The sequence below is a fragment of the Salinispora pacifica DSM 45544 genome (genome assembly GCF_000378845.1).
Classification (GTDB): Bacteria; Actinomycetota; Actinomycetes; order Mycobacteriales; family Micromonosporaceae; genus Micromonospora; species Micromonospora pacifica.
The window spans coordinates 3,403,903-3,412,919 of record NZ_KB905359.1 but is presented as its reverse complement, the minus strand read 5'-3'; the positions used below and the strand labels follow the sequence as shown (position 1 = coordinate 3,412,919).

Annotated in this window: 5 protein-coding genes; all 5 read left to right on the top strand. The window is 69.1% G+C overall.

Annotated elements, in window-relative coordinates:
* Positions 1-283 (top strand): WXG100 family type VII secretion target (locus SALPAC3_RS0115565; RefSeq protein WP_026185615.1); only part of this gene is annotated, 283 nt, incomplete at its 5' end.
* Between the two features lie 140 nt (positions 284-423).
* A complete protein-coding gene (locus tag SALPAC3_RS0115560) occupies positions 424-1,242 on the top strand; it encodes a hypothetical protein (RefSeq protein ID WP_018222141.1) in 819 nt (272 codons plus the stop codon).
* Positions 1,243-1,309: 67 nt separating this feature from the next.
* The gene (locus SALPAC3_RS28810) at positions 1,310-4,675 is read left to right on the top strand and encodes a hypothetical protein (protein WP_232430509.1); all 3,366 of its coding nucleotides are present in this window, start codon (positions 1,310-1,312) and stop codon (positions 4,673-4,675) included.
* The gene (locus tag SALPAC3_RS0115550) at positions 4,668-5,036 is read left to right on the top strand and encodes a hypothetical protein (protein WP_018222140.1); all 369 of its coding nucleotides are present in this window, start codon (positions 4,668-4,670) and stop codon (positions 5,034-5,036) included. Before SALPAC3_RS28810 ends, SALPAC3_RS0115550 begins: the two co-directional genes overlap by 8 nt.
* Positions 5,000-8,995 (top strand): type VII secretion protein EccC, encoded by a 3,996-nt coding sequence (locus SALPAC3_RS0115545; RefSeq protein ID WP_018222139.1) that lies wholly within the window; start codon positions 5,000-5,002, stop codon positions 8,993-8,995. The genes SALPAC3_RS0115550 and SALPAC3_RS0115545 overlap by 37 nt, the downstream gene beginning before the upstream one ends.
* Positions 8,996-9,017: the final 22 nt, after the last annotated feature.

The following is a 9,017-nucleotide window of genomic DNA, read 5'->3' as shown; positions in this document are numbered from 1 at the left end:
CTTCCGGCAGGCTGATGCCGTGCTGCACGACATGAACCAGATCAACGTGCGGATTCGGTCGGCACTGGAGCAGATGGAGCAAACCGTGGAGGCCAGCCTCGCCCAGTGGACTGGTGCCGCTCAGGCCCAGTACCACGTGTCCAAGGCGGTCTGGAATCAGTCGGCCGGTCAGATGACCGCGTATCTGGAGCAGGCCCGCCGTACGCTGCTGCAGATCTCGGACAACTACGGCACGACCGAGCAACGTCATGCGCAGATCTGGAATGACGTCCGCGGAGGCTGACCTCGTCCGCCGGCTGCCGCGTCTCTGTGCCGCGGTAGCCGGCTCCTGGTCGACCAGCAGCCCAGTGCGCTCGTCTGGCTCACGCGCCGCGCCTAGCCCACTCGGAGCGCGGGCGCGGCACCACGACACGACCGAACGGAATGGATCCGATGGGCATCGACTGGAGCTACCCGAACACGCAGGCGGTTGACGCGACCGGCGTGCTGGACGAATACGATGAGGAGAACAGCCACCCCCCCGGCTGGACCAGGTCGGTAATAGAAAAAATCAGAACCGACATCAATACTTTTACGACTGTGGGTCGATTCGGGGGAAGAAACGGTTTCGACCGCGACGACTACACCGACGAGGAGTTGGCTGCCTGGGACTGGTATCAGGCAGAAGTGGTCGACAACTGGGACGAGGTGGCCGAGGAGCACAATTCCACTGTCACCGACACCGACAACGTCAGTCCAGATGAGTACGACCCGGATCATCAGTACGTCGAGCAGCCTCCGCCGGGATTCACACCACCGGAGACCGGTGAGTGGGCTGGTGGCGACAACCCGAACCAACAACTCAGCGTAAGCACCGAGGCGCTGGAATTCTTCGCGGACCAGATTGACCAGATCGCCGGAGACGGCACCGGAATCCTGTTCGACGCACGCACACTGCTCGGCGAGGTGCAGATGCGCCCCGGCGGATTCGCCAAGGCCGAGCTGATGCGGCAACTGATCGATGGCAGCAGCTCGGAGAGTCCGGGTCTACGCGGCGACACCATGAATCTGATGCTCTCTGTGCACCAGGCATTGTGGGAGGTCAAAGCGGGCCTACGCCAGATGGTGCGGGGATACGACACCAGCGAGGAGTTCAACGAAATGACCGCCGACGAACTCGGGGAGGCGATGGGTGGTGCCTGGAGCAAGATCGGTGTCGTCGGCGACCACGGCCAGGACAGCGGTACCACGTCCGGCAATTGATCGACGGGAGTAGGCCCGGTTCCGGTCGTCACGGCGTTCGTAGCACGTTCGGTAGAGAGGTCAGGGCATGCCGGAAGAGAAAGACGAGTGGTCGCATGTCGCCGAGGAGGAGGCGACGTTCGTCCCGCCCACCATCAACACGAGTGACCTCTACGACTACCGCACGTGGGCTCAGGAGGAGCGAGGGTGGCGCAAGCTACTCGCCGCGGTCAACGGTGGGGCGGCTATCGCCACAGCTGATGGAGAAGCGTTGGCCGCGCGCCTGGTCAGTCCTCAGTCGGTGATGGATGCCGGCGTAGCCTTCCAGCATGCCTACGACACCCTGAACTGGCTGGAACAGTTCGTGCGGAACCAGTCTCAGGCCATCGCCGGAGAGGATCGGGCGTGGCAGGGCGAGGCGGCCGATGCCTTCCTGGCAAAGATGACCTATTTTGCCGACTACATCGGCGCGCAGGCGGAGCGGATCGTCGGCGGCGACGGCACCGGTGGTGTCAACTCCGTCCCTAACCAGCTCTACAAGAGCGCGAACTACTTCGCCTGGGCACAGAGCACCATGAAGTACCTCGACCGATCCTGGGCGACAATCGCTGCGCAGAACGGTGTCGGCAGCAATGACCACGACATGGTGGCCATCAGCGGCACCAAGTTCGAGCAGCCGATGACCGAGCAGATGCTTCAGGTTGTTGACACGCTAGCGACCCAGTACGACTTCACCTACAGCTCGGTCATCCCGCCCGATGGCGACGGAGAACCGAAGCCCAACACGCCGGACGTGCCGCCCCCGCCGGAGATGCCGCCCCCGCCGGAGATGCCGCCCCCGCCGGAGATGCCGCCGCCGGGCGAAATCCCGCCACCCGAGCTGACCCCGCCGGGCGAGATCCCGTCACCCGAGGTGCCACCGCCGGGCGAGATCCCGTCACCCGAGCTGACCCCGCCGGGCGAGATCCCGCCGCTCGGTGTGACGCCGCCGGGCGAAATCCCGCCACCCGAGCTGACGCCGCCAGGGGACGGCCCCTCCCTCTTCAACGGCGGTCCAGGCCTGGAGGACCCGACTCTTGGTGGCCTGCCCGGCCTGGACAGCCCGAGCGGCGGGGGCGCCGGTGACCAGGTGGTGCCGCCCATCGTCCCGCCTCTTCCCGGGCCAGGTAACGGCAGTGGAGGGCCCGGGGACACCGGCTCATCGAATCCGCAGGCGCCGAGCGTGCCGGGCATCGACGCTGGCGAGGGTCTCGGCGTGCCACCCCCGCCGGGGACATTCGCCCCGGCCCCTGTCCCGGGCCCCGGCGGTGGCGGTGGCAGTGGCAGTGGCACGCCCGGCATCCCGCCACCGCCGAGCGCCGGTGATCTGGTCGACGGCGACCAAGACGATTGGACCGGTGGGGGTGCCGGAGATGTACCCCTGCCAAACCCACCAGGTGACACGACGATGCCCGGCGCCGACAGCGACGTCCCGCTACCGACCGCGCCACCATTGGGCGCCGACAGCGACGTCCCCCTTCCGACCGCGCCACCACTCGGCGCCGGCGGGACGGGCGACGCCCCCACCGCGCCGATGATGCCGGGCACGCCGATGATGCCGGGAGCGGGTGGGGTTCCAGGGGCCGGCGGTGCCGGTGGACCGGAGAAGCCCGACGCCAACGGACTGATCCAAGGCCCACCCGACGACTGGCAACCACCAGCCTTCACCGGCGTGGACCTACCAGGCTCACCCGACGGCACCTCACCAGGTGGCGCCGGCCTGAACGACACAACACCAGGCACCGGCCCAGACGACACGACACCGCCCGCAACCCCCGACGCCACCACACCCACCGTGCCCGGCACACCGATGATGCCCGGCATGCCAGGACCAGGCGGCACACCAGGCTCCGCCGGCGGCCCCGGCGGACCGGAGAGACCCGACGCCAACGGACTGATCCAAGGCCCACCCGACGACTGGCAACCACCAGCCTTCACCGGCGTGGACCTACCAGGCTCACCCGACGGCACCTCACCAGGTGGCGCCGGCCTGAACGACACAACACCAGGCACCGGCCCAGACGACACGACACCGCCCGCAACCCCCGACGCCACCACACCCACCGTGCCCGGCACACCGATGATGCCCGGCATGCCAGGACCAGGCGGCACACCAGGCTCCGCCGGCGGCCCCGGCGGACCGGAGAAGCCCGACGCCAACGGACTGATCGAAGGCGGTACGGACGCGTGGGAGCCCTCCGGCGTCGGCGATATCGGCGCGCTGGGAGCTCCGCACGGCACGGCAGCGGGTGGCGCGGGGCTCCACATCCCGCAGCAGAACGGAGGCTCTACCAACCCACTGTGGGACGTGGCGTCCGCCGGCGGAACGGCCACCAACACGCCGATTCTGCCGGGCATGCCCGGTAGCGTGGCCTCCCCCGGTGACACCAACACCCCTGATCATCCGGGTGCATCCATGCTGGCCGCGGCAGACGACACCAACTGGCAACCATCGACACCCGACGGTACGGGGCCGGATGCGCCGGACGGCGCGTCCGCCGGTGGCGTCGGCCTGACCCCAGCCGCTCCCCCGATCACCGAGGTGGCCGTGCCGCCGGTGAGCCAGGGTTCCCCCGAGCCACCGATACCGGTCCCCGGCGTGCTGCCGAGCCCGGGGCGAGCCCCGGCCGGCGATGCCTCGAGGTATCCGGGGACCTCGCGGGCCACGCCGGTCGACGCGGCGCTGACGCCCCCGGAGGAAGGGCCAGAGTCCCCGGAACCCGTCGCGCCGCCAACGGCCGTGAACCTGCCGACGGGCTTCCCCGCGGCCGGCGTGCCGTTCCTCGAGGCCCCGGCCGCGGACGCCCTGGACAGGCCGGGGTCGCAGCAGGACATCTCGCTGGTGGCCGGCGTTCCGGACTCGCCCCACCAGCACCGCAGGGCTGCGGCACCCCCGGCGGACGCCGAACCCGACGGCGGTTCAGCTACCGCTGACGGAAGTACCGCCCCCACCGCGGCGACTGCCGATGATGCGCCCCCGGGTCTCGTACCCGAGGCCACCGCCGATCGGGAACCGAGCACGCCGGTGGCAGTGGTCGGTGCGTCCGTCGGCACCGGGACCGCGGCGACCCGCCACGCCCGTCGGGTTGAGGCCGCCGGGCCGGATGTCGGGGCGTCGGGGACGGTGGCTGGCCCCCGGCCGTATCCCGGTGTACACCCCGCACGCCGGTCCGCGCCGACCGATGAACGGGAACCGATCGACCGACCCGACGCCGCCGATCTTCTGCGCGACGAGCACGACAGTTGGGGCGAGGACACGCCCGATGCGCAGCTGCCACCCGGCGACGACTACGTACCCGTGATCCGGCCGGACAGCGGCGACGCGGACACGTCCGAGTGGGACGACCTCGACGACTCCGCGTGGCTGACCGAGGCGTACGCCGACGAGCAAGACGAGAGACTGACAGATGCCTGACATCGTGCCCGAAGAGGGCTCCTCCCGCCCGGTGTGGCGGCGGGCCGCCGCCACACCGACTGCTGCGGCCACGCCAACCGCCGGGTCGGACAGGCCGCTGCGGTGCGGCGGTCCGGAGCTCGACGTCCACGAGCGGTTCTACCTGATGCGGGAGAAACGGCGGTCGCAGTTGGCGGAGCAGGCGCGACTGCGGGAGGAGGAGGCCGAGGAGCGCGACGCCGCCGCCAACGAGCGGGTCCCGGACGACGAGGACGAGGACCGGGCGGCCGAACGGTTCCGCAACGACCGGTACGCGGTCAAGCTCCTGCACCAGGACAACTCGGCGTGGGTCGGCGGTACGGACCCGGGGGCACTCGGGTGAGCACCGTCACCGTCAAACGCCCGCCGCGGGCCACCGGCCCCGAGGCACCGGACGGCCAGATCGAGCTCCAGGAGCCGCCGCTGATGGCCGAGGAGGCGCCGCTCGACTTCCGGTCATTCGCGATGATCGTTCCGATGGGCCTCGGCATGGGCGCCATGATGGCGATGTTCGGCCTCTTCAACAGGTCGCCCATCATGTATGTGATGGGCGGTGCGATGGCCTCGGGCATGCTGCTCATGGGCATCATGCAGATCGGCAGGGCCGCCTCCGACCGCAAACGCAAGATGCGCGGCGAGCGCCGCGACTTCCTGCGCTACATCGCCCAGTTACGCAGGCAGGCACGTACCGCGGCGGACCAGCAGCGACAGTTCGTGCTGTGGAACAACCCGCAGCCGGGCTGGCTGTGGTCGATCGCGATGAGCAGCCGCCTGTGGGAGCGGCGGCCCAGCCACGACGACTTCGGGCGGGTCCGGATCGGGCTCGGACGGCAGAACGCGATGCTGCAGCTCGCACCACCGTCGACCAAGCCGATCGAGGACCTGGAACCACTGGCCTCCATCTCACTACGGCGCTTCTCCGAGGCGTACCGCAGTGTGTCCGGCATTCCGATCTCGGTCGGTCTTCGTAGCTTCACCAGCGTCGAGTTCGAGGGCGCCGCCGACCCAGCCATCGATGTGGCCCGAGCCATCGTCGCCCAGCTGGTGACCTTCCACGCCCCGGACGAACTACGGATCGCGGTGCTCGCCACCGAGGTGCATCGTGGCGCCTGGGACTGGGCCAAGTGGCTGCCGCACAACGCGCACCCGACCGCTTTCGACGATGTGGGCCCGGTGCGTCTGTTCGCCGACACCCACGCCGACCTGATGGACCTGCTCGGTCCGGAGATCAGCGACCGGGGCGACCACGATCGCGAAGCCCGGCCGTCCTCCACCGAGCCGTTCGTGGTGGTCATCGCGCACCTGGTCGACCTGCCCGACAGCTCCCGGCTGCTCGGCGCCGGCATTCGCAACGTGGTGCTGCTCGACCTCACCGGCGACATGCCCGGCGGTCCCAAGGTCCTGCGCCTGACCATCGAGAACGACGTCATCACCTACCCGGCCGGGGAGACGGTCGGTTCCGCGACCCGCGACGGCCTCGACGCGACCCAGTGCGAGGCGCTGGCCCGGATCATCGCGCCGAAACGGACCAGCGGCACGTTCGACATCGTCGAGGAGCCCCTCGAGACGAGCTTCGAGCTGACCGCGCTGCTGGGCATCCGCGACGTCCACACCTTCGACGTGTCGACGCTGTGGCGTTCGCGGCAGCCGCAACGCAACCGCCTCACGGTGCCCATCGGCGTCACCGAGGAGGGTGAGGTCATCGAACTCGACCTCAAGGAGTCGGCCCAGGGTGGGATGGGCCCACACGGCCTACTGATCGGCGCCACCGGCTCGGGCAAGAGTGAGTTGCTGCGTACGCTCGTCTGCGCGCTCGCCGCGACGCACAGCTCGGAGATCCTCAACCTGGTGCTCGTCGACTTCAAGGGTGGGGCGACGTTCCTCGGCATGGACCGGCTGCCGCACACCTCCGCGGTGATCACCAACCTCGCCGACGAACTGCCGTTGGTCGACCGGATGCAGGACGCGTTGAACGGTGAGATGACCCGACGCCAGGAGATGCTGCGTGCCAGCGGGTACGCGTCGCTGTTCGACTACGAGAAGGCCAGGGCGGGTGGTGCCCCGTTGGTGCCGTTCCCGGTGCTGCTGATCGTCGTGGACGAGTTCAGCGAGCTGCTGTCGAGCAAGAGTGAGTTCATGGACCTCTTCGTGTCCATCGGTCGCCTGGGCCGCAGCCTCGGCGTGCATCTTCTGCTCGCCTCCCAGCGGCTGGACGAGGGACGGATCAATCGGGTCGAGGGACATCTGTCGTACCGGATCGCGCTGCGCACCTTCTCGTCGATGGAGTCGCGTTCGGTCATCGGTGTCGGCAGGGCGTACGAGCTGCCGCCAGAGCCGGGTAACGGCTACCTCAAGTTGGACACCACGAACCTGGTGCGGTTCAAGTCGGCGTACGTGTCCGGTCCGTACACCGGACCGAGCACGGCTGCCGAGGTGGAGGAGGGCGGGGAGGAGACCGCGCTCGACGTCGTCCCGTTCACCGCTGGCCAGGTCGCCGCCCGGCACGATCCTGGTCGGCTCCGCCCCGCCGAAGCGATCATCGAGGCCGAGGAGCAGGACGAGCGGGAGTCGCCCACTGGTCCAAGTCTGCTCGAGGTTCTGTTGGATCGCCTGGCCGGGTCCGGCCCACCGGCCCGTCAGGTGTGGCTGCCGCCGCTGTCGAACGCGCCCAGCTTGGACGCTCTGCTGCCGAGCGTGGTGCCGGATCCGGTACGCGGTATGACCGTCGGCGACGTCACCGCCCAGGGTCGGCTACGGGTTCCGGTTGGCATCGTGGACCGGCCGCAGGATCAATTGCGTGAACTGCTGATCGCGGACCTGGGTGGCGCCGACGGTCACGTGGGTATCGCCGGTGCTCCGCAGAGCGGCAAGTCAACACTGCTCCGCAGTCTGATCCTGGGGCTGGCCCTCACCAACACCCCCGGCGAGGTGCAGTTCTACGGCCTCGACTTCGGCGGCGGCGGGTTGTCCTCAATCGCTGGGCTCCCACATGTCGGATCGATCGCGACCCGAATGGAGCGCGACCGGGTGGTCCGCACGATCCAGGAGATCGGGCAGGTCATGGAGCGGCGCGAGGCCGAGTTCGCCGCCCGCGGCCTGGATTCGATGCAGGCGTATCTGGCGGCACGGGCGCGCGGCGACATCGACGACCCGTTCGGTCACGTGTTCCTGGTCATCGATGGTTGGTACACGATGAAGCAGGACTTCACCGATCTGGACACCAGGTTCCAGGAACTCGTCTCGCGGGGGTTGTCCTTCGGCATCCACGTGATAGTCACCGCGACCCGCTGGTCAGAGATGCGGACCTGGCTGCGTGACCTGCTCGGCACCCGGCTGGAGCTGCGCCTCGGCGACGCGATGGAATCCGAGGTCGGGTCCCGTAAAGCCGCGACCGTGCCGAACCAGCCCGGCCGTGGCCTCACCTCGGAGGGCCTGCACTTCCTCGGCGCATTGCCCCGGGTGGACGGCAGCTCGGACGTCACCGACCTGGCCGAGGCGACCAAGGGTGTCACCGAGGAGATCCGCACGTTCTGGTCCGGGTCGCCGGCGCCCAGTGTCCGGATGCTGCCCACCCAGCTACCGGTGGAGCAGTTGCCCGAGCCCGAGCCCGAATTCAGGGTCTGCCTCGGTCAGGACGAGCAGCGCCTCGCCCCGGTCTGGCACGACTTCATGACGACGCCGCACCTGCTGGTCTTCGGCGACAACGAGACGGGCAAGTCGAACGTGCTGCGGCTGGTGCTGCGCGCGATTCAGCGGCGCTTCCGGCCGGATCAGGCAAAGGTGGTGCTCGGCGACTCACGGCGAGACCTGGACACCGCGATCACCCCCGACTACCAGGTCGGCTTCGGCTTCACCGGCGACAAGCTACACGAACTGGCCGGCCAGGCGTCGGTGTCGATGAACCGCCGGGTTCCCGGATCGGACATCTCGTCCGAACGGATGCGTCGGCGCGACTGGTGGGAGGGCCCGGAGCTGTTCGTGGTCGTGGACGACTACGACCTGATGACGAGGGGGACCGGCGTCGGCTCCTCGTTGGACCCGCTGTTGCCGTTGCTCGCCCAGGGCCCGTACATCGGGCTCCATCTCATCGTCGCCCGCAGCACCTCGGGCGCGATGCGGGCGATGATGGACCCGGTCATCCGGCGGCTGTGGGAGCTGGGCACACCAGCGACGCTGCTGTCGTACCCGAAGGAAGAGGGAAAGTTCCTCGGCGAGGCCAAGCCACGCCGGTTGCCCGCGGGGCGAGCGCAGCTCGTCACCCGTCGTGGTGTGACGTTGATGCAGACCGGACACGTGGCATGAGGTCCTGCCTCGGGAAAGGGGA